The sequence below is a fragment of the Agrobacterium albertimagni AOL15 genome (genome assembly GCF_000300855.1).
Lineage (GTDB): Bacteria > Pseudomonadota > Alphaproteobacteria > Rhizobiales > Rhizobiaceae > Allorhizobium > Allorhizobium albertimagni.
Genome location: NZ_ALJF01000027.1, coordinates 1 through 20,036, shown reverse-complemented (window position 1 = coordinate 20,036; position 20,036 = coordinate 1). Strand labels below are relative to the sequence as shown.

Annotated in this window: 18 protein-coding genes and 1 tRNA gene; 17 read left to right on the top strand and 2 right to left on the bottom strand. The window is 59.8% G+C overall.

Annotation, left to right across the window (positions count from 1 at the left end; all coding sequences use genetic code 11):
• On the top strand, positions 1-211 hold a 211-nt coding region (locus QWE_RS24060; protein WP_006728792.1), incomplete at its 5' end, for an EF-Tu C-terminal domain-related protein.
• Positions 212-276: 65 nt separating this feature from the next.
• Positions 277-825, top strand: a complete 549-nt coding sequence (locus QWE_RS24055) for a hypothetical protein (RefSeq protein ID WP_040300942.1) — start codon at positions 277-279, stop codon at positions 823-825.
• 6 nt (positions 826-831) lie between these two features.
• Here QWE_RS24055 and QWE_RS24050 read toward each other — a convergent pair whose 3' ends face one another.
• The gene (locus QWE_RS24050; RefSeq protein ID WP_006728790.1) at positions 832-1,206 is read right to left on the bottom strand and encodes a pentapeptide repeat-containing protein; all 375 of its coding nucleotides are present in this window, start codon (positions 1,204-1,206) and stop codon (positions 832-834) included.
• A gap of 236 nt (positions 1,207-1,442) precedes the next feature.
• Here QWE_RS24050 and QWE_RS25410 point away from each other — a divergent pair, with 236 nt between their 5' ends.
• From QWE_RS25410 to QWE_RS23995, 11 genes are all read left to right on the top strand, one after another.
• On the top strand, positions 1,443-2,072 hold the full coding sequence (locus QWE_RS25410) for a hypothetical protein (protein ID WP_006728789.1): 630 nt from the start codon (positions 1,443-1,445) through the stop codon (positions 2,070-2,072).
• Positions 2,073-2,190: 118 nt separating this feature from the next.
• Positions 2,191-2,266 (top strand) — tRNA-Trp (locus QWE_RS24040).
• A 184-nt stretch (positions 2,267-2,450) separates the two neighbouring features.
• The gene (secE, locus tag QWE_RS24035) at positions 2,451-2,651 is read left to right on the top strand and encodes a preprotein translocase subunit SecE (RefSeq protein ID WP_006728788.1); all 201 of its coding nucleotides are present in this window, start codon (positions 2,451-2,453) and stop codon (positions 2,649-2,651) included.
• A 16-nt stretch (positions 2,652-2,667) separates the two neighbouring features.
• A complete protein-coding gene (gene nusG / locus QWE_RS24030) occupies positions 2,668-3,198 on the top strand; it encodes a transcription termination/antitermination protein NusG (protein ID WP_006728787.1) in 531 nt (176 codons plus the stop codon).
• Positions 3,199-3,347: 149 nt separating this feature from the next.
• The gene (rplK, locus tag QWE_RS24025) at positions 3,348-3,779 is read left to right on the top strand and encodes a 50S ribosomal protein L11 (protein WP_006728786.1); all 432 of its coding nucleotides are present in this window, start codon (positions 3,348-3,350) and stop codon (positions 3,777-3,779) included.
• 2 nt (positions 3,780-3,781) lie between these two features.
• Entirely contained in the window at positions 3,782-4,477 is a 696-nt protein-coding gene (rplA, locus tag QWE_RS24020) for a 50S ribosomal protein L1 (RefSeq protein ID WP_006728785.1), read from the top strand.
• A gap of 344 nt (positions 4,478-4,821) precedes the next feature.
• Positions 4,822-5,340 (top strand): 50S ribosomal protein L10, encoded by a 519-nt coding sequence (gene rplJ, locus QWE_RS24015; RefSeq protein WP_006728784.1) that lies wholly within the window; start codon positions 4,822-4,824, stop codon positions 5,338-5,340.
• A gap of 69 nt (positions 5,341-5,409) precedes the next feature.
• Positions 5,410-5,784, top strand: a complete 375-nt coding sequence (gene rplL / locus QWE_RS24010; RefSeq protein ID WP_006728783.1) for a 50S ribosomal protein L7/L12 — start codon at positions 5,410-5,412, stop codon at positions 5,782-5,784.
• Positions 5,785-6,030: 246 nt separating this feature from the next.
• The gene (gene rpoB, locus QWE_RS24005; protein WP_006728782.1) at positions 6,031-10,164 is read left to right on the top strand and encodes a DNA-directed RNA polymerase subunit beta; all 4,134 of its coding nucleotides are present in this window, start codon (positions 6,031-6,033) and stop codon (positions 10,162-10,164) included.
• Positions 10,165-10,360: 196 nt separating this feature from the next.
• Positions 10,361-14,572, top strand: coding sequence for a DNA-directed RNA polymerase subunit beta' (gene rpoC / locus QWE_RS24000; protein WP_006728781.1), 4,212 nt, complete (start codon positions 10,361-10,363; stop codon positions 14,570-14,572).
• Between the two features lie 211 nt (positions 14,573-14,783).
• Complete coding sequence (locus tag QWE_RS23995) at positions 14,784-15,836, top strand: cytochrome-c peroxidase (RefSeq protein ID WP_006728780.1); 1,053 nt, start codon at positions 14,784-14,786, stop codon at positions 15,834-15,836.
• Between the two features lie 63 nt (positions 15,837-15,899).
• On the opposite strand, the gene QWE_RS23990 is transcribed toward QWE_RS23995, so the two are convergent.
• Positions 15,900-16,193: a hypothetical protein gene (locus tag QWE_RS23990; protein ID WP_006728779.1), complete on the bottom strand. Its 294-nt coding sequence runs from the start codon at positions 16,191-16,193 to the stop codon at positions 15,900-15,902.
• A 520-nt stretch (positions 16,194-16,713) separates the two neighbouring features.
• On the opposite strand from QWE_RS23990, the gene rpsL reads away from it, so the two are divergent.
• From rpsL to QWE_RS23970, 4 genes are all read left to right on the top strand, one after another.
• Positions 16,714-17,085 carry a 30S ribosomal protein S12 gene (gene rpsL / locus QWE_RS23985; RefSeq protein WP_003507760.1) on the top strand — a complete coding sequence of 124 codons (372 nt, stop codon included), beginning with the start codon at positions 16,714-16,716 and terminating at the stop codon, positions 17,083-17,085.
• 86 nt (positions 17,086-17,171) lie between these two features.
• Positions 17,172-17,642, top strand: a complete 471-nt coding sequence (rpsG, locus tag QWE_RS23980; protein WP_006728778.1) for a 30S ribosomal protein S7 — start codon at positions 17,172-17,174, stop codon at positions 17,640-17,642.
• A gap of 32 nt (positions 17,643-17,674) precedes the next feature.
• On the top strand, positions 17,675-19,774 hold the full coding sequence (fusA, locus tag QWE_RS23975) for an elongation factor G (protein ID WP_006728777.1): 2,100 nt from the start codon (positions 17,675-17,677) through the stop codon (positions 19,772-19,774).
• A gap of 72 nt (positions 19,775-19,846) precedes the next feature.
• Positions 19,847-20,036: GTP-binding protein (locus tag QWE_RS23970; protein ID WP_006728776.1), on the top strand; the 190-nt coding region annotated here is incomplete at its 3' end.

Genomic DNA, 20,036 nt, shown 5'->3' with positions numbered 1-20,036 from the left:
CAACTATCGTCCGCAGTTCTACTTCCGCACCACGGACGTGACCGGCATCGTGTCGCTTCCGGAAGGCACGGAAATGGTTATGCCTGGTGATAACGTCACGGTTGAAGTCGAGCTGATCGTTCCGATCGCGATGGAAGAAAAGCTGCGCTTCGCAATCCGCGAAGGCGGCCGTACCGTCGGCGCCGGCATCGTCGCTTCGATCATCGAGTAATCGGTAATCTGATCGATCGATAAGAATAAAGAGGCCTCGCTGGAAACAGCGGGGCCTTTTCCGTTATGGATTATCTTATGCTCGTCACGCCTCAGCAGACCGATGTGATCCGAAGCTTCCGTCACGAGATGAGGCTGGCTGGGTGCTGGGGTGCGTGTTTCGAGGTTGCTTGCTTTATCGAACATCAGTTTGGCTGGCGCCGCATCGATGGCGTGTATGAGTTGCCCGACGGACGCCCGATCTTTCTGCACTCATGGAACATGATGTCGGACGGCACCCTGGTGGATGGTACCGCAGATCAATTCGGGGAAGGGCGCGACATCGCGATCCATCCGTGCGGCAGCGCTGACCACTTAAGATACAGAGACAGATACACCGCAGCTCACAATCCCTTGAAAACGTCCTGGCTCGCTACGCGGCCTTATAGCGGTGTACCCGATCAGACTTTCTGGGATGATGAGGAAGCTCGCCGAACACTGGCTCCAGGTTGGTGGCTATCGGAGCCTCAGTCCTACGTCGCATGGTTCAAGAGTGGCGCGACCATGTATCCGATGTTCAGGACAATGCGAGAGCGTTACCGCCAGCGTGGCTATGAAATTGCCAGTCTGGAATGAGGGGCATCAAGCCCGCTGCAGCAGCTGCTCTTCGGCAAGCCGCAGGAGATCCGTCACCAGGTAGCCGTTGATCGTAAGCCCGGTGAGATCGCATTCGGCAATCGACGTGCCGGCGAGACTGGCGAATCGGATGGTGCTGCCATTGAGGTCGACATGGGTGAGGCTTGCTGCGTGCATCACTACGTTTTCCATGACCGCGGCATTCATCGCCACATTGCGTATCACCATCTGCTCGGCATTGGCATCGGTGATCAGGCTCCGGCCGAGGTCCACATTGCTGAAGACGGCTTCCTTGAGCGAGACGTCGCTGAAGCGAGCTTCCGACAGGTCGGCATCGTCGAACTCGGAACCGGGCAGGGCGGCATTGCTGATACGGATCATGGCTGTCCTCCGCGAGGGCGTGGGGGTGAGTATCAGTCAAAGCCGAGAACATGGCAAGCGGACGCCTGGTGCCTGCCAAAGGCCGCTCGTGTCGGGAAACTCCTGACATTCTCGCTGCATGGCTTCCATGCGCGTCTGCTACTTCTCCTCTGATTCCCGCTCGGTTACTTTTGAAACCATCCTGATTCGCCCGGGGCCCGCCATTGGCTGCGCCCCTTACGCCGGACGAACTGCCGATGGCACGCTCACCTCTCGCTACCTGGCTGCTGATTCTCTTGCCTCTCGTGCCATGGCCAGCTGCCGCGGAGGATAGCGCCTTTCTGTGGGCTGCGACGGGGTCTCCCGACGATCTCGGCCTTCGCACCGGTGTTGCCCTCGATATGCCGGGGCGCCCTCGGCTCGGGGCCGAATCGAATCTGCGTCGCGCCACCCCCACCAATTCAGGCACGGCGCATCCGCCGATGCGTCTCTGGGGTGAGGTTGATCTCCGCAGGGCTGCGGCTAATCCGGCCTCCGTCGGTCTCACGGTCGATCTCGTCAGTGGTGCGGCCCGTGCAGCACTCCGTCAATCCCGCGCACTGATGGACGAGGGGCCGGCGACCCTGTCTCTCGACCGGGCACTTGAGGCCGGGCGCCGCACGGACGGCGATGCGGTCTTCATTGCTCGCCAGAATCTGAGGCTTTTCTTCGGCGGGATCGACACCACTGTGACCGGCGGCGTGGTGATGGACAGTGCCGCGCCGTTTCACGCCGAATTCGCCGTTGAGAAGCGGCTGCAGGCCGGCATCAAGCTGCGCGCGGTCATCTCCGACATTGCCCACGAACCCGCAGCGCGGGTCAATGCCCGGTTTGAGCGCCAGTGGTGAGCGATGCCATTGACCGGTCTGGTGAAAAGCAGAAAAAAGACACTTGCCATTCCGGCGCGCCCGCCTTAAAGGGTGCTCCATGCCTCGGACGGGAGCGTTCCGGTCCGATGTAAGGCTTAGGGGTATAGCTCAGTTGGTAGAGCGGCGGTCTCCAAAACCGCAGGTCGTCGGTTCAAGCCCGGCTGCCCCTGCCATGTCCGCCCGGCGCGCTTTTTGAAGCGGCGACGAGCAAGAAGATCTGGCAAAGCCGAAAAGTTGCAGAAGAGCTTTTCCCTCTTGTGAAAAGGGGAATCGGTCTTTATGTAGGGTTCAAACAGACACGCGGTGCGTGGGGCTGACTAAGGTCGGCTTTACGCGCCGTAAATGCGTGGGCAATAAATGGCATCCAAGGGTAATCCATTCGCGTTTCTGCAGCAGGTTCGCTCCGAGACGTCCAAGGTGACGTGGCCCTCGCGTCGCGAGACCACGATTTCGACGCTCATGGTCCTGGCGATGGTGTTTTTCGCTGCGCTATTTTTCTTCGGCGCGGACCAGCTGATCAGCTGGTTGCTCAGCCTCGTGCTGAGCGTCGGCAATTAATCGGGCGGAGACGAACATGGCGGCACGTTGGTACATCGTCCACGCGTATTCCAATTTTGAGAAGAAGGTCGCGGAAGACATCGAGAACAAGGCGCGTCAGAAGGGCCTTGAGCATCTCTTTGAAAAGATCCTCGTTCCGACCGAAAAGGTTGTCGAGGTTCGTCGCGGTCGCAAGGTAGACAGTGAACGCAAGTTCTTCCCCGGCTATGTGCTGGTGCGGGCGAACCTGACGGACGAAGCCTACCACTTGATCAAGAATACCCCGAAGGTCACGGGTTTCCTCGGTTCCGACAACAAGCCGGTTCCGATCCCTGATTTCGAAGCAGATCGCATTCTGGGCCAGGTCCAGGAAGGCGTCGAGCGTCCGAAGTCCTCCGTGTCCTTCGAAATCGGCGAACAGGTTCGCGTCTCCGACGGTCCTTTCGCTTCCTTCAACGGGATCGTCCAGGATGTGGACGAGGAGCGTTCGCGCCTCAAGGTCGAGGTTTCGATCTTCGGTCGCGCGACCCCCGTCGAGCTCGAATACGGTCAGGTCGAAAAGGTCTGATCGGAAGAGGGGAGGCAACTCCCCGACTCGCGTGGGAGGATGGCGGTCTCTTAAGCCGGACCGTCCAGACGCACCACGCAACCGCAGCCGCCAACGTGATGTTGGCATACTGGATCGGGAAGCCGGTCTGAAATGAAAGGCAGAGAGTAATGGCTAAGAAAGTTGCAGGCCAGCTCAAGCTCCAGGTCAAGGCAGGATCGGCGAACCCGTCCCCGCCGATCGGCCCGGCCCTTGGTCAGCGTGGCATTAACATCATGGAATTCTGCAAGGCGTTCAATGCCGCCACGCAGGAAATGGAAAAGGGTATGCCGATCCCGGTCGTCATCACCTATTACCAGGACAAGTCCTTCACCTTCGCAATGAAGCAGCCGCCGGTCACCTACTGGCTGAAGAAGGAAGCAAAGATCACCTCTGGCTCGAAGACTCCGGGCAAGGGTGCGAAGGTCGGTACGATCACCAAGGCGCAGGTCCGCGCAATTGCCGAAGGCAAGATGAAGGATCTGAACGCCGCCGACATCGAAGGCGCAATGCTGATGGTTGAGGGCTCTGCCCGCTCCATGGGCCTGGAAGTGGTAGGTTGATCATGGCCAAGGTAGCAAAGCGTATTCAGAAGATCCGCGAAGGCGTGGACCCGACCAAGCTGGTCGCCCTTTCCGACGCCATCTCGATGGTCAAGGAACGTGCCGTCGCCAAGTTCGACGAAACGATCGAAATCGCCATGAACCTCGGCGTCGACCCGCGCCACGCAGACCAGATGGTCCGCGGCGTGGTCAACCTGCCGAACGGTACGGGCCGTGACGTTCGCGTCGCCGTCTTCGCACGTGGCGCCAAGGCTGATGAAGCCAAGGCTGCTGGTGCAGACATCGTCGGCGCCGAAGACCTGCTCGAAATCGTCCAGGGCGGCAAGATCGACTTCGATCGCTGCATCGCGACCCCGGACATGATGCCGCTCGTCGGCCGTCTCGGTAAGGTTCTCGGCCCGCGTGGCATGATGCCGAACCCGAAGGTCGGTACGGTGACCATGGACGTCGCTGGTGCCGTCAAGGCTTCCAAGGGCGGTGCCGTCGAGTTCCGCGTCGAGAAGGCTGGTATCGTCCACGCCGGCATCGGCAAGGCTTCCTTCGACGCCAAGGCGCTCGAAGAAAACATCAAGGCCTTCGCTGACGCCGTCATCAAGGCAAAGCCGGCTGGCGCCAAGGGCAACTACGTCAAGCGCGTAGCGATCTCCTCGACCATGGGTCCGGGCGTCAAGATCGATCCGTCGACGGTTGCCGTTTGATCATGAATTCGGCCGGAGCGACATGCTCCGGTCCACCAAGTTTCCGGCCTCTCGGGGCCGGAAATGTCTGGTTCTAAAGACCAGACACTCCTGTCCGAGATTGTGGGCGGCCTCACGGCCTTAATATCTGCCTGCATGAGACGGGTGAGATCCGGTATTTAAACGTCTGATGACGTCTTGAAGTTCGGTTCGAGCCTTATTCGCCTTTTGGCTGGACACTTAAGTCCAACCGGAGGGGACAGGATCCTCAAGCGTCGCTTGGGATCTAAGAAATGGATCCCCTGAGGCAAAGGCAAACCCGGTGGGGCCTGCAGGATTGCGGTCCCATCAACTGGAGACAGACAGTGGAAAGAGCGGAAAAACGCGAATTCGTCACAGAACTGAACGAAGTCTTCAAGGCTTCCGGTTCGGTTGTTGTGGCCCACTATGCTGGTGTCACGGTTGCGCAGATGAACGATTTTCGTTCGAAGATGCGCGCTGCTGGCGGCACCGTCAAAGTCGCGAAGAACCGCCTGGCCAAGATCGCTCTTCAGGGCACGGAAGCCGAAGGGATCACCGATCTCTTCAAGGGTCAGACGCTGATTGCATTCAGCAATGATCCGATTGTGGCTCCGAAGGTCGTCATGGATTTCGCCAAGACCAACGACAAGATCGTTGTACTGGGCGGCGCCATGGGAACAACCACCTTGTCCGCAGATGCAGTCAAGTCGCTTGCGACCCTGCCTTCGCTGGACGAACTGCGTGCAAAGCTGCTGGGCATGATTCAGACCCCGGCAACCCGCATTGCAGGCGTTGTGGCAGCACCGGCAGCTCAGCTTGCTCGCGTGTTTGCGGCCTATGCAAAGAAGGACGAAGCCGCGTAAGGCGGTTTTTCGCTGTTCATACCCTAACCCGTTCGCTTCGAACCGAACATCTATTAAGGAACTAGTATCATGGCTGATCTCGCAAAGATCGTAGAAGACCTCTCCTCGCTGACCGTTCTGGAAGCTGCTGAGCTTTCGAAGCTGCTCGAAGAAAAGTGGGGCGTTTCGGCTGCTGCACCGGTAGCCGTTGCTGCTGCTGGCGGCGCTGCTCCGGCTGCTGCCGAAGAAGAAAAGACCGAGTTTGACGTCATCCTCACGGATGCCGGCGCAAACAAGATCAACGTCATCAAGGAAGTCCGCGCCATCACCGGTCTGGGCCTCAAGGAAGCCAAGGACCTCGTCGAAGGCGCTCCGAAGGCTGTCAAGGAAGCTGTTTCCAAGGCTGAAGCCGCTGACCTCAAGAAGAAGCTTGAAGAAGCCGGCGCTAAGGTCGACGTCAAGTAATATCGGAATGCGGCGGGGGAAGCTTCTTCTCCCGCCCGTTTCCTCCGAACATATTACCCAGGAACCGTATGAAAGCGGTTCCTGGGTAATGGGTTCTCAAGAGGATGGTCTTGACCCGCGCGCCCGGCAAACCGGCCGGCCGTTCGGATCTCGAGACGAGATTGAACGATCCATTTTTTGACGGAGCCGCCTGGCCAGCGGTCACCGTCTGTTGCAGGCCCGGGTGCAAACTGACAAGGAGCGACGATGGCTCAGACCCTTACCTTTAACGGTCGCAGGCGCGTACGCAAGTTTTTCGGAAAAATTCCAGAAGTCGCAGAAATGCCGAACCTCATTGAGGTTCAGAAGGCATCTTATGACCAGTTCCTCATGGTTGACGAGCCCAAGGGTGGCCGTCCCGACGAGGGGCTGAATGCCGTTTTCAAGTCCGTCTTCCCGATCACCGATTTCTCCGGTGCATCGATGCTGGAATTCGTCTCCTACGAATTCGAACAGCCGAAGTTCGACGTCGACGAATGCCGCCAGCGCGACCTGACCTATGCCGCACCGCTCAAGGTCACGCTTCGCCTGATCGTGTTCGATATTGACGAGGATACGGGCGCACGCTCGATCAAGGACATCAAGGAACAGTCCGTCTACATGGGCGACATGCCCCTGATGACCAACAACGGTACCTTCATCGTCAACGGTACCGAGCGCGTCATCGTTTCCCAGATGCACCGCTCGCCGGGCGTCTTCTTCGACCATGACAAGGGCAAGTCCCACTCGTCTGGCAAGCTGCTGTTCGCTGCTCGCGTTATCCCCTACCGCGGTTCCTGGCTCGACATCGAGTTCGACGCCAAGGACATCGTGCACGCCCGTATCGACCGTCGCCGCAAGATCCCCGTGACCTCGCTGCTGATGGCGCTTGGTATGGACGGCGAAGAAATCCTGTCGACCTTCTACTCGAAGTCCGTCTATGAGCGCGACGGCAAGGGCTGGCGCTTCCCGTTCAACCCTGAGACCCTCAAGGGTGCGAAGGCGATCTCCGACCTCATCGACGCCGACAGCGGCGAAGTTGTCGTCGAAGGCGGCAAGAAGCTGACCCCGCGTCTGCTGCGTCAGTTGACCGACAAGGGCCTGAAGTTCCTGAAGGCATCGGACGAAGACCTGTTCGGCAACTACCTCGCCGAAGACCTGGTCAACATGTCGACCGGTGAAATCTACATGGAAGCCGGCGCGGAGATCGACGAGAAGACGCTCCCGCAGATTCTCGACTCGGGCTTCGAAGAGATCCCGGTTCTCGGCATCGACCACATCAATGTCGGCGCCTACATCCGCAACACGCTTGCCGCTGACAAGAACGAGAACCGTCAGGACGCTCTGTTCGACATCTACCGCGTCATGCGTCCGGGTGAGCCGCCGACCATGGACTCGGCGGAAGCCATGTTCCAGTCGCTGTTCTTCGACGCCGAGCGTTACGACCTGTCGGCCGTTGGTCGCGTCAAGATGAACATGCGTCTCGACCTCGACTGCCCCGATACCGTTCGCGTTCTGCGCAAGGACGACATCCTGGCCGTGGTCAAGATGCTGGTCGAGCTGCGTGACGGCAAGGGCGAAATCGACGATATCGACAACCTCGGCAACCGTCGCGTTCGCTCCGTCGGCGAACTCATGGAAAACCAGTACCGTCTCGGCCTGCTCCGCATGGAGCGCGCGATCAAGGAACGCATGTCGTCGATCGAAATCGACACCGTCATGCCGCAGGACCTGATCAACGCCAAGCCGGCTGCTGCCGCTGTCCGCGAATTCTTCGGCTCCTCGCAGCTATCGCAGTTCATGGACCAGGTGAACCCGCTCTCGGAAATCACCCACAAGCGCCGTCTTTCGGCTCTTGGACCGGGTGGTCTGACCCGCGAGCGCGCAGGCTTCGAAGTCCGCGACGTTCACCCGACCCACTACGGCCGTATCTGCCCGATCGAGACGCCGGAAGGCCCGAACATCGGTCTGATCAACTCGCTCGCAACCTTTGCCCGCGTCAACAAGTACGGCTTCATCGAAAGCCCGTACCGCAAGATCGTGGACGGCAAGGTGACGAAGGACGTCGTCTATCTCTCCGCCATGGAAGAAGCGAAGTACTACGTCGCTCAGGCCAACTCCGAGCTGACGGCCGATGGCCAGTTCGTCGAAGAGTTCGTCGTCTGCCGTCACGCCGGCGAAGTCATGCTGTCCCCGCGCGACACCATCAACCTGATGGACGTCTCGCCGAAGCAGCTGGTTTCCGTTGCGGCCGCTCTCATTCCGTTCCTCGAAAACGACGACGCCAACCGCGCTCTCATGGGCTCGAACATGCAGCGTCAGGCCGTGCCGCTTCTGCGTGCCGAAGCCCCGTTCGTTGGAACCGGCATGGAGCCGATCGTTGCCCGTGACTCCGGCGCTGCCATCGGTGCCCGTCGCGGCGGCGTGGTCGACCAGGTCGACGCGACCCGTATCGTTATCCGTGCCACGGAAGATCTCGATCCGTCCAAGTCGGGCGTCGACATCTACCGTCTGCAGAAGTTCCAGCGTTCGAACCAGAACACCTGCGTCAACCAGCGCCCGCTGGTGACCGTTGGCGACATCGTCAACAAGGGTGACATCATCGCGGACGGTCCGTCGACCGACCTCGGCGATCTGGCACTCGGCCGTAACGCGCTCGTCGCGTTCATGCCTTGGAACGGCTACAACTATGAGGACTCGATCCTCATGTCGGAGCGCATCGTCTCGGAAGACGTCTTCACCTCGATCCACATCGAGGAATTCGAAGTCATGGCCCGCGACACCAAGCTTGGTCCGGAAGAAATCACGCGCGACATTCCGAACGTTTCGGAAGAAGCACTGAAGAACCTCGACGAAGCCGGTATCGTCTACATCGGTGCCGAAGTTCAGCCGGGCGACATCCTGGTCGGCAAGATCACGCCGAAGGGCGAAAGCCCGATGACGCCGGAAGAAAAGCTTCTGCGCGCCATCTTCGGTGAAAAGGCCTCCGACGTTCGCGACACCTCCATGCGCATGCCTCCGGGCACGTTTGGTACCGTCGTCGAAGTTCGCGTCTTCAATCGCCACGGCGTTGAGAAGGACGAGCGCGCGATGGCCATCGAGCGCGAGGAAATCGAACGCCTCGCCAAGGACCGTGACGACGAACAGGCGATCCTCGACCGTAACGTCTACGGCCGTCTGATCGACATGCTGCGTGGTCAGGTCTCGATCGCCGGTCCTAAGGGCTTCAAGAAGGGCGTCGAACTCACCAACGCCGTCGTCTCCGAATATCCCCGCTCGCAGTGGTGGATGTTTGCAGTCGAAGACGAAAAGGTGCAGGGCGAACTCGAAGCGCTCCGCGGCCAGTACGACGAATCCAAGTCGCGCCTTGAACAGCGCTTCATGGACAAGGTCGAAAAGGTCCAGCGCGGCGACGAAATGCCCCCGGGCGTCATGAAGATGGTCAAGGTCTTTGTCGCTGTGAAGCGCAAGATCCAGCCAGGCGACAAGATGGCCGGCCGTCACGGTAACAAGGGTGTTGTCTCGCGCATCGTACCGGTCGAAGACATGCCGTTCCTCGAAGACGGCACGCATGTCGACATCGTCTTGAACCCGCTCGGCGTTCCCTCGCGTATGAACGTCGGCCAGATCCTCGAAACCCACCTTGCCTGGGCTTGCGCCGGCATGGGCAAGAAGATCGGCCAGATGCTCGAGGACTATCGCAAGCACCTCGACATCACTGATCTGCGCAAGGAACTGACGGAGATCTACGAGTCGGAAGCACATGACGAAGTGAAGCACTTCGACGACGACGCACTCGTCAAGCTCGCTGAAGAAGCCAAGCGCGGCGTATCCATCGCCACGCCGGTCTTCGACGGTGCGCATGAAAGCGACGTCTCCGAGATGCTGACACGTGCAGGTCTCAACCCGTCGGGTCAGTCGACCCTGTACGATGGTCGTACCGGTGAAGCCTTCGACCGTCAGGTCACCGTCGGCTACATGTACATGATCAAGCTGAACCATCTGGTCGACGACAAGATCCACGCTCGTTCGATCGGCCCGTACTCGCTCGTCACCCAGCAGCCGCTCGGTGGTAAGGCGCAGTTCGGCGGTCAGCGCTTCGGCGAAATGGAAGTCTGGGCGCTCGAGGCCTACGGTGCTGCATACACCCTGCAGGAAATGCTCACCGTCAAGTCGGACGACGTGGCCGGCCGTACCAAGGTCTACGAGGCGATCGTCCGTGGCGACGACACCTTCGAGGCCGGTATTCCGGAAAGCTTCAACGTTCTCGTCAAGGAAATGCGCTCTCTCGGCCTTTCCGTCGAACTCGAGAACTCGAAGCTTCTGCCGGAAGACGGCCAGCTGCCCGACGCAGCCGAGTAAGTTTGACAAGGCGTGTGTGGCGTAAGATCGCCGCGCACGCCATTCCCGGCTCGCACCGAAGGCCAATATCGGGACGGGAAGGGGAGTTTCGCCGCATTTCGCGGTTATTGTCATTTCAGGGTCCGGCGCGGCATCCCGGGAATTCGCCGCCACCGCGACCCAATCGAGGGCTCTCTGCCCCATCAAGGAGACAGGCATGAACCAAGAGGTCATGAACCTTTTCAACCCGACAGTGCCGGCCCAGCACTTCGACTCCATCCGGATCTCGATCGCGAGCCCGGAAAAGATCCTTTCCTGGTCTTACGGCGAGATCAAGAAGCCGGAAACCATCAACTACCGTACGTTCAAGCCCGAGCGTGACGGCCTCTTCTGCGCGCGTATCTTTGGACCGATCAAGGACTACGAATGCCTGTGCGGCAAGTACAAGCGCATGAAGTACAAGGGCATCATCTGCGAAAAGTGCGGCGTCGAAGTCACGCTGTCGCGCGTTCGCCGCGAGCGCATGGGCCACATCGAGCTCGCAGCCCCGGTCGCCCACATCTGGTTCCTGAAGTCGCTGCCGTCGCGCATCTCCACGCTCTTGGACATGACGCTGAAGGATGTCGAGCGCGTTCTCTACTTCGAGAACTACATCGTGACCGAGCCGGGCCTGACCTCGCTCAAGGAAAACCAGCTGCTCTCTGAAGAAGAGTACATGATGGCCGTCGACGAGTTCGGCGAAGACCAGTTCACCGCCATGATCGGCGCTGAAGCCATCTACGAGATGCTGGCCTCGATGAACCTCGAGAAGATCGCTGGCGATCTGCGTGCTGATCTGGCTGAGACCACCTCGGATCTCAAGCAGAAGAAGCTGATGAAGCGCCTGAAGATCGTCGAGAACTTCATGGAGTCGGGCAACCGTCCGGAATGGATGATCATGAAGGTCGTTCCGGTCATCCCGCCGGACCTGCGCCCGCTCGTTCCGCTCGATGGCGGCCGCTTCGCGACGTCTGACCTGAACGATCTCTATCGTCGCGTCATCAACCGTAACAACCGTCTGAAGCGCCTGATCGAACTGCGCGCTCCGGGCATCATCATCCGTAACGAAAAGCGCATGCTGCAGGAATCTGTAGACGCGCTCTTCGACAACGGCCGTCGTGGCCGCGTCATCACCGGTGCCAACAAGCGTCCGCTGAAGTCGCTCTCCGACATGCTCAAGGGCAAGCAGGGCCGCTTCCGTCAGAACCTTCTCGGTAAGCGCGTCGACTATTCCGGCCGTTCGGTCATCGTGACCGGTCCGGAACTGAAGCTGCACCAGTGCGGCCTGCCGAAGAAGATGGCGCTCGAACTGTTCAAGCCGTTCATCTACGCGCGCCTCGACGCCAAGGGTTACTCCTCGACGGTCAAGCAGGCCAAGAAGCTGGTTGAAAAGGAAAAGCCGGAAGTCTGGGATATCCTCGACGAGGTCATCCGTGAGCATCCGGTTCTCCTGAACCGCGCACCGACGCTGCACCGCCTGGGCATCCAGGCCTTCGAACCGATCCTCGTCGAAGGCAAGGCCATCCAGCTGCATCCGCTTGTCTGCACGGCCTTCAACGCCGACTTCGACGGTGACCAGATGGCCGTTCACGTGCCGCTGTCGCTCGAAGCCCAGCTCGAAGCCCGCGTCCTGATGATGTCGACGAACAACATCCTGCACCCGGCTAACGGTCAGCCGATCATTGTTCCGTCGCAGGACATGGTTCTCGGCCTGTACTATCTGTCGATCCAGAACCAGAACGAGCCGGGCGAAGGCATGGCCTTCTCCGACATGGGCGAACTGCATCACGCTCTGGAAAACAAGGTCGTCACACTGCACGCCAAGATCCGTGGCCGCTTCAAGACCGTCGACGCCGAGGGCAACCCGGTTTCGAAGATCTATGAAACCACGCCTGGCCGCATGATCATCGGCGAACTTCTGCCGAAGAACGTCAACGTGCCCTTCGACATCTGCAACCAGGAAATGACCAAGAAGAACATCTCCAAGATGATCGACACGGTCTACCGCCATTGCGGCCAGAAGGACACGGTCATCTTCTGCGACCGCATCATGCAGCTCGGCTTCACCCACGCCTGCAAGGCTGGCATTTCGTTCGGCAAGGACGACATGATCATCCCTGAAACCAAGGCGAAAATCGTTGGCGACACCGAAACGCTGGTCAAGGAATACGAGCAGCAGTACAACGACGGCCTGATCACGCAGGGCGAGAAGTACAACAAGGTCGTCGACGCCTGGGGCAAGGCCACTGAAAAGGTCGCCGAAGACATGATGGCCCGCATTAAGGCTGTCGAGTTCGATCCGGAAACCAACCGCCAGAAGCCGATGAACGCCATCTACATGATGTCGCACTCGGGTGCTCGTGGTTCACCGAACCAGATGCGTCAGCTGGGCGGCATGCGCGGCCTCATGGCCAAGCCGTCGGGCGAGATCATCGAGACGCCGATCATCTCGAACTTTAAGGAAGGTCTGACCGTTAACGAGTACTTCAACTCGACCCACGGTGCCCGTAAGGGTCTCGCAGACACCGCTCTGAAGACCGCGAACTCCGGTTACCTGACCCGTCGTCTCGTCGACGTGGCCCAGGATTGCATCGTCAACCTCGTGGATTGCGGCACCGACAAGGGCCTGACCATGACGGCGATCGTAGACGCCGGTCAGGTCGTTGCCTCCATCGGCGCCCGCGTTCTCGGTCGTACGGCCCTCGACGATATCGATCATCCGATCACGGGTGAGCGCATCGTCGATGCCGGCAAGATGATCCTTGAGCCCGATGTCATCGAGATCGAAAAGGCTGGTATCCAGTCGATCCGCATCCGTTCGGCCCTGACTTGCGAAGTTCAGACCGGCGTTTGCTCGATCTGCTACGGCCGCGACCTTGCACGCGGTACGCCCGTCAACATGGGCGAAGCCGTCGGCGTCATCGCCGCGCAGTCGATCGGCGAGCCGGGCACCCAGCTCACCATGCGTACCTTCCACTTGGGCGGTACCGCGACCGTGGTCGACCAGTCGTTCCTGGAAGCCTCGTACGAAGGTACGGTGCAGATCAAGAACCGCAACATGCTGCGCAATTCCGATGGCACCCTGATCGCCATGGGCCGCAGCATGGCCGTGATGATCCTCGACGAACGTGGTATCGAGCGGTCTTCGCAGCGCGTGGCCTATGGTTCCAAGGTCTTCGTTGATGATGGCGACAAGGTGAAGCGCGGCCAGCGTCTGGCCGAGTGGGATCCGTACACACGCCCGATCATGACGGAAGTCGAGGGTATCGTGCATTTCGAGGACGTCGTCGACGGTATCTCGGTGCTCGAAGCGACCGACGAGTCGACCGGCATCACCAAGCGTCAGGTTATCGACTGGCGTTCGACCCCGCGCGGTACGGACCTCAAGCCGGCAATCGTCATCAAGGATGCCAGCGGCAATGTTCTGAAGGTGGCCCGTGGCGGCGAAGCCCGGTTCCAGCTCTCGGTCGACGCGATCCTGTCCGTCGAGCCTGGTCAGAAGGTCTCCCAGGGTGATGTGCTTGCACGTTCGCCGCTGGAAAGCGCCAAGACCAAGGATATCACCGGTGGTCTGCCGCGCGTTGCCGAACTGTTCGAAGCTCGTCGTCCGAAGGACCATGCCATCATCGCTGAGATCGATGGTACGATCCGCCTCGGCCGTGACTACAAGAACAAGCGTCGCGTCATCATCGAGCCGGCTGAAGACGGTGTCGAGCCTGTCGAATACCTGATCCCGAAGGGCAAGCCCTTCCACCTTCAGGAAGGCGACTATATCGAAAAGGGTGACTACATCCTCGACGGTAACCCGGCTCCGCACGACATCCTGGCGATCAAGGGCGTCGAGGCACTTGCCTCGTACCTGGTCAACGAAATCCAGGAAGTCTACCGTCTGCAGGGCGTTGTGATCAACGACAAGCACATCGAGGTGATCGTTCGCCAGATGCTGCAGAAGGTCGAGATCACGGACGCTGGCGACAGCCACTACATCGTGGGTGACAACGTCGACCGGATCGAACTCGACGACAACAACGACCGCCTGGTCGAAGAGGGCAAGAAGCCGGCATACGGCGATCCGGTCCTACTCGGCATCACCAAGGCCTCGCTGCAGACGCCGTCGTTCATCTCGGCCGCATCCTTCCAGGAAACCACCAAGGTTCTCACGGAAGCTGCGATCGCCGGCAAGACCGACACGCTGCAGGGCCTGAAGGAAAACGTCATCGTTGGCCGTCTGATCCCGGCTGGTACCGGTGGTACCATGACGCAGATCCGCCGCATCGCTTCTTCGCGCGACGACCTCATCCTCGAGGAACGCAAGAAGGGTACGGGTGCAGACGTCGCAACCCCGATGCTGCAAAACCTCGCTGGCGAAAACGCGCCTGCCGCCGAGTAATCGGCGCCTGAGGTTTTAAGATCAAAGGCCGCCCGGAGCGATCCGGGCGGCCTTTTTCTTTGCTCGTGCAATTCGCCCTTTTCCGCGACGGCGGCGAAAAATTTCATGTCGGTTTGACAGCCGTCAGATCCGCAAGCGAAAGCTTGATCTCGCGCAACTGCGCTCTTTCGAAGCATTCTAACCTGTCTCCGTTCCACTAACGGAGGTCATCATGAAATTGCTTCTCAGCACCGCGCTGGTAGCCTTGCTCGCCACGACGGCGTTCGCAAACGATCCGGTTCCTCCGGATCTGCGTCAAACGGCACTGGAGATGTTCAAGCCTCTCCCATCCACCACGCCCGCGGTTGCGGACAACCCGATCACACCGGAAAAGATCGCGCTCGGAAAGGCGCTTTTCTTCGATCCGCGCATGTCGGCTTCGGGTGTGTTCTCCTGCAACTCGTGTCACAACCTGGCGACGGGCGGTGACGACAACCTCGAGACGTCGATCGGCCACGGTTGGCAGAAGGGGCCGCGCAATGCCCCGACCGCACTCAACGCGGTCTTCAACATCGCCCAGTTCTGGGACGGCCGCGCCGAAGACCTGAAGGCCCAGGCCAAGGGGCCGGTCCAGGCCGGTGTCGAAATGGCCAACACCCCGACCCAGGTCGTCGACACCTTGAAGTCGATGCCGAAATACGTCGAATGGTTCGAGGCGGCATTCCCGGGCGAAGCCGATCCCGTCACCTTCGACAACTTCGCCAAGGCCATCGAGGCTTTCGAGGCGACACTGATCACGCCAGCGCCCTTCGATGCCTGGCTGAACGGGGACGATGCAGCCATGACCATCGAGCAGCAACAGGGCCTGGCTCTGTTCATCGACAAGGGATGCGCTGCCTGCCATGGTGGCATCAATGTCGGCGGGGAGGGATACTATCCCTTTGGTCTGATCGAAAAGCCTGGCGCCGACGTCCTGCCGGAAGGCGACAAGGGCCGATTTGCCGTCACCAACACCGCAGACGATTCCTATGTCTTCCGCGCCGCCCCCTTGCGCAATGTCGCCTTGACGGCGCCGTACTTCCATTCCGGCAAGGTCTGGGGTCTGAACGAGGCGGTCGCCATCATGGGGACCTCGCAGCTCGGCGAGGAACTGCAGGAGGGCGATGTCGGCAAGATCGTCGCGTTTCTGGAAAGTCTGACCGGCCGGATGCCGGAAGTGACCTATCCGGTCCTTCCGCCCGAAACGGCTTCTACGCCGCGGCCAAGCGGTGCGGTCATTCCGTAACCGCCCGCAAATGGAAAGGGCCGGTCCACCGACCGGCCCTTGATTCTGTCTGCCTGAGACAACTCAGGCGAAACGGATGATCGCGACTTCGCCTTCGAGCGCGCCCTGATAGGCCGAGGCATGCGGCTCTTCGTCCGGCGCACCCGTGATCATGCCGATCTGGTCGAGATCGGCCTCCAGGAAGCCTTCTTCCGAAAGGGCGTTGAGTGTCAGACGTACGGCTGTGTCGTCGTCGGGCGCGGTCAGCATGACGTGGAGGTCGATCGGCTCGCCGCCTTCGGTCTCGTAAGCCTTGGCGATGACGATGAACACCATGGGCTCGTCGCGGTTGTTGTCATTGTCGGGGCTGGTGATCATGGCGCTCGGTCTTCCTGTTGTGCCGGATCGATTCTTTCGCCGCGGCCGATTCGACCTGGGGCGAGGGGAGGTTGACCCTCTGTCTCTACCTATCTAGAAGTTTCCCGGCGCAAGCCAAGCCAAATCGTCTTCGCATCTCCGTTTTCCCATGCCGAAACGGCCAGACTCTCGGCCAGACTCCCGGCCGGGCAAGGGGCTCAGGCTATTAATTGCGAGATGTGACTTGACGTTAAGGGGGGAAAACAGTAGTACCCCGGCCATCGGAGCCCATGTGAGGTCGGCTTTTTCGGGACGACTCGTCCTGAAGTTCATCTCAAACAGGTCTCCAAACGCACGTTGACGACACGAATGCTGCTCGCACGACGCACTCTCGCAGTGCGTCCTCTGTCTTTTGTGGTCCATCCGCGAAAACGGGTCGGGCCACATTTTGCGCATGAAGAAAACTGTGCGGCCGCCGCCGGAAACGGCAACCACCAGGGCCTGAAAGGGCTTGAGACTAGATTTTGCAAGGGATGGGTATATGCCTACCGTAAACCAGCTGATCCGCAAGCCGCGTCAGGCGCAGGTAAAGCGCAACAAGGTTCCTGCTCTGCAGGAAAACCCGCAGAAGCGCGGCGTTTGCACCCGCGTCTACACCACGACCCCGAAGAAGCCGAACTCGGCTCTCCGTAAGGTTGCCAAGATCCGCCTGACCAATGGCTTCGAAGTCATCGGCTACATTCCGGGTGAAGGTCACAACCTGCAGGAACACTCTGTCGTCATGATCCGTGGCGGCCGCGTAAAGGACTTGCCGGGCGTTCGTTACCACATCATCCGCGGCGTTCTCGATACCCAGGGTGTCAAGAACCGTAAGCAGCGCCGTTCGAAGTACGGTGCGAAGCGTCCGAAGTAAGCTTCGGTCCTTCATTCACAAGATACCGGCGCTGCGCGAGGTTCTCCGCGTGATAAAGCGTCCCTAACCGTTGAGAGACAAATAGTATGTCCCGTCGCCATAGTGCAGAAAAGCGTGAGATCAATCCGGACCCGAAGTTCGGCGATCTCGTGGTCACCAAGTTCATGAACGCCATCATGCTTCACGGCAAGAAGTCGGTCGCTGAAAGCATCGTCTACGGTGCCTTCGACGTCGTTCAGAACAAGTCCAAGCAGGAACCGATTGCCATCTTCCATCAGGCGCTCGACAACGTCGCGCCGCATGTTGAAGTGCGCTCGCGCCGCGTCGGTGGTGCGACCTATCAGGTCCCGGTCGACGTTCGTCCGGAGCGCCGTCAGGCTCTCGCGATCCGCTGGCTGATCACCGCTGCCCGCAAGCGCAACGAGACCACTATGGTCGACCGCCTTTCCGGCGAGCTGCTCGACGCAGCGAACAACCGCGGTAGCGCAGTCAAGAAGCGCGAAGACACCCACAAGATGGCCGATGCAAACCGCGCCTTCTCGCATTACCGCTGGTAATCAACCGATCGAATATCGAAAGGCAGTCCGTTATGGCTCGCGAATATAAAATCGAAGACTACCGCAACTTCGGCATCATGGCGCACATCGACGCCGGCAAGACCACGACCACCGAGCGTATCCTTTACTACACCGGTAAGTCGCACAAGATCGGCGAAGTTCATGACGGCGCAGCCACCATGGACTGGATGGAGCAGGAGCAGGAGCGTGGCATCACGATCACCTCCGCTGCCACGACGACCTTCTGGAAGGGTCGCGACGGCAAGATGCGCCGCTTCAACATCATCGACACTCCCGGCCACGTTGACTTCACCATCGAAGTCGAGCGTTCGCTTCGCGTTCTCGACGGTGCTGTCGCCCTTCTCGACGCCAATGCAGGCGTTGAGCCGCAGACCGAAACCGTCTGGCGTCAGGCTGAAAAGTACAACGTCCCGCGGATGATCTTCTGCAACAAGATGGACAAGACCGGTGCTGACTTCTACCGCTCGGTAGAGATGATCAAGACCCGTCTCGGCGCCACCGCAGTTGTCATGCAGCTCCCGATCGGCGCTGAGTCCGAGTTCAAGGGCGTTGTCGATCTGATCGAGATGAACGCTCTCGTATGGCGCGACGAGTCGCTCGGCGCCGCCTGGGACGTTGTCGAGATCCCGGACGACCTGAAGGACAAGGCCGAAGAATATCGCGAAAAGCTGATCGAGACGGTTGTCGAGATCGACGAACAGGCGATGGAAGACTACCTGAACGGCATCATGCCGGACAACGACAAGATCCGCGAACTCGTTCGTCGCGGCACGATCGACGTCAAGTTCCATCCGATGTTCTGCGGCACCGCGTTCAAGAACAAGGGCGTTCAGCCGCTGCTCGACGCCGTCGTCGACTACCTGCCGTCGCCGCTCGACATCCCGGCGATCAAGGGTATCGACGCCAAGACGGAAGCCGAAATCGAGCGTCACGCTGACGATTCCGAGCCGCTCTCCATGCTCGCGTTCAAGATCATGAACGACCCCTTCGTCGGTTCGCTGACCTTCGCACGCATCTATTCGGGCAAGCTCGAAAAGGGCGTCTCGGTCATGAACACGGTCAAGGACAAGCGCGAGCGCGTCGGCCGCATGCTGCAGATGCACTCGAACAGCCGTGAAGACATTGAAGAAGCCTTTGCAGGCGACATCGTTGCTCTCGCCGGTCTCAAGGAAACCACGACGGGTGACACGCTCTGCGATCCCCTGAAGCCGGTTATCCTCGAGCGCATGGAATTCCCGGAGCCGGTCATCCAGATCGCGATCGAGCCGAAGTCCAAGGGCGACCAGGAAAAGATGGGCCTCGCGCTCAACCGCCTGGCTGCCGAAGACCCGTCCTTCCGCGTCAAGACCGACCAGGAATCCGGCCAGACCATCATCGCTGGCATGGGCGAACTTCACCTCGACATCCTCGTCGACCGTATGCGTCGCGAGTTCAAGGTTGAAGCCAACGTCGGTGCTCCGCAGGTTGCTTACCGTGAAACGATCACGCGTCAGCACGAAGAAGACTACACGCACAAGAAGCAGTCCGGTGGTACCGGTCAGTTCGCGCGCGTCAAGCTCGTCTTCGAACCGAACCCGGAAGGCGAAGACTTCAAGTTCGAGTCCAAGATCGTCGGTGGTGCAGTTCCGAAGGAATACATCCCGGGCGTTCAGAAGGGCATCGAAAGCGTTCTGTCGTCTGGTCCGCTCGCCGGCTTCCCGATGCTCGGCGTCAAGGCCACCCTCATCGACGGTGCCTTCCACGATGTCGACTCCTCGGTTCTCGCCTTCGAAATCGCATCGCGTGCCTGCTTCCGTGAAGCAGCCAAGAAGGCCGGCGCTCAGCTGCTCGAGCCGATGATGCGCGTCGAAGTCGTGACCCCGGAAGATTACGTCGGTGACGTTATCGGCGACCTGAACTCGCGTCGTGGCCAGATCCAGGGCCAGGAACAGCGCGGCATCGCGATCGTGATCAATGCTCACGTCCCGCTCGCCAACATGTTCAAGTACGTCGACAACCTGCGCTCCATGTCGCAGGGTCGCGCCCAGTACTCGATGGTCTTCGACCATTACGCACCGGTCCCGTCGAACGTTGCTGCTGAAATCCAGGCTAAGTATTCCGGTCAGAAGTGACCGGGATACCCCGACCGTCCAATTGAATTTGTGAATTTCCCCTGACGGGGACCAGAAAATGGAGAGCCGAAAATGGCAAAGAGTAAGTTTGAGCGCAACAAGCCGCACGTCAACATCGGCACGATCGGCCACGTCGACCACGGCAAGACGTCTCTGACGGCTGCGATCACCAAGTATTTCGGTGAGTTCAAGGCCTATGACCAGATCGACGCCGCTCCGGAAGAAAAGGCGCGCGGCATCACCATCTCGACGGCGCACGTCG

Excerpts from the sequence above, each read along its gene's own strand:
- nusG (WP_006728787.1), top strand. The coding sequence starts at position 2,668 with ATGGCGGCACGTTGGTACATCGTCCACGCGTATTCCAATTTTGAGAAG.
- secE (WP_006728788.1), top strand. The coding sequence starts at position 2,451 with ATGGCATCCAAGGGTAATCCATTCGCGTTTCTGCAGCAGGTTCGCTCC.
- rplA (WP_006728785.1), top strand. The coding sequence starts at position 3,782 with ATGGCCAAGGTAGCAAAGCGTATTCAGAAGATCCGCGAAGGCGTGGAC.
- rpsL (WP_003507760.1), top strand. The coding sequence starts at position 16,714 with ATGCCTACCGTAAACCAGCTGATCCGCAAGCCGCGTCAGGCGCAGGTA.
- QWE_RS24055 (WP_040300942.1), top strand. The coding sequence starts at position 277 with ATGGATTATCTTATGCTCGTCACGCCTCAGCAGACCGATGTGATCCGA.
- rplK (WP_006728786.1), top strand. The coding sequence starts at position 3,348 with ATGGCTAAGAAAGTTGCAGGCCAGCTCAAGCTCCAGGTCAAGGCAGGA.
- rplL (WP_006728783.1), top strand. The coding sequence starts at position 5,410 with ATGGCTGATCTCGCAAAGATCGTAGAAGACCTCTCCTCGCTGACCGTT.
- rpoB (WP_006728782.1), top strand. The coding sequence starts at position 6,031 with ATGGCTCAGACCCTTACCTTTAACGGTCGCAGGCGCGTACGCAAGTTT.
- rpsG (WP_006728778.1), top strand. The coding sequence starts at position 17,172 with ATGTCCCGTCGCCATAGTGCAGAAAAGCGTGAGATCAATCCGGACCCG.
- fusA (WP_006728777.1), top strand. The coding sequence starts at position 17,675 with ATGGCTCGCGAATATAAAATCGAAGACTACCGCAACTTCGGCATCATG.
- QWE_RS23995 (WP_006728780.1), top strand. The coding sequence starts at position 14,784 with ATGAAATTGCTTCTCAGCACCGCGCTGGTAGCCTTGCTCGCCACGACG.
- QWE_RS23990 (WP_006728779.1), bottom strand. The coding sequence starts at position 16,193 with ATGATCACCAGCCCCGACAATGACAACAACCGCGACGAGCCCATGGTG.
- rpoC (WP_006728781.1), top strand. The coding sequence starts at position 10,361 with ATGAACCAAGAGGTCATGAACCTTTTCAACCCGACAGTGCCGGCCCAG.
- QWE_RS24050 (WP_006728790.1), bottom strand. The coding sequence starts at position 1,206 with ATGATCCGTATCAGCAATGCCGCCCTGCCCGGTTCCGAGTTCGACGAT.
- QWE_RS25410 (WP_006728789.1), top strand. The coding sequence starts at position 1,443 with ATGGCACGCTCACCTCTCGCTACCTGGCTGCTGATTCTCTTGCCTCTC.